Origin of the sequence: Psychrobacter sp. TB20-MNA-CIBAN-0197, from assembly GCF_040309765.1 — a bacterium.
In the GTDB taxonomy this organism is placed as follows: Bacteria; Pseudomonadota; Gammaproteobacteria; order Pseudomonadales; family Moraxellaceae; genus Psychrobacter; species Psychrobacter submarinus.
Genome location: NZ_JBEOPC010000138.1, coordinates 1 through 403, shown reverse-complemented (window position 1 = coordinate 403; position 403 = coordinate 1). Strand labels below are relative to the sequence as shown.

Below are 403 nucleotides of genomic sequence, written 5' to 3'. Positions count from 1 at the left end.
GGCTACCAGCTTATTGCCAAAAAAGGCTTCACAGCCGTTGGTATCAAACAAATACTGGATACCGCAGGGGTGCCCAAAGGCTCCTTTTATCATTACTTTGAATCAAAAGAAGCTTTCGGTGAGGCAATCATCGGTGATTATTTTTTTAATTATAAAAATCGTTTAGAAACGATCGGCGAACAAGATGTAAGTGCCCAGCAAAAACTGTATAACTACTTTCAAAACTGGTATGACACTCAGCAAAATGGCTGTGACCATGGGAAGTGCTTGGTCGTCAAGCTTAGCGCAGAGGTGGCAGATATGTCAGAGACAATGCGTGAGGCCTTAAACGCTGGCTATCAGCAAACCGTCACTTGGCTTGCCACACAAATAAAGGCTGGTTGGGCTGATGGCTCTGTACCAC

The 403-nt window shown here is 44.7% G+C and carries 1 protein-coding gene; it reads left to right on the top strand.

Annotated features, from left to right (window positions below; translation table 11 throughout):
• The coding region (locus tag AAEY83_RS13010; protein ID WP_351059357.1) for a TetR/AcrR family transcriptional regulator at window positions 1–403 on the top strand (403 nt) is incomplete at both ends.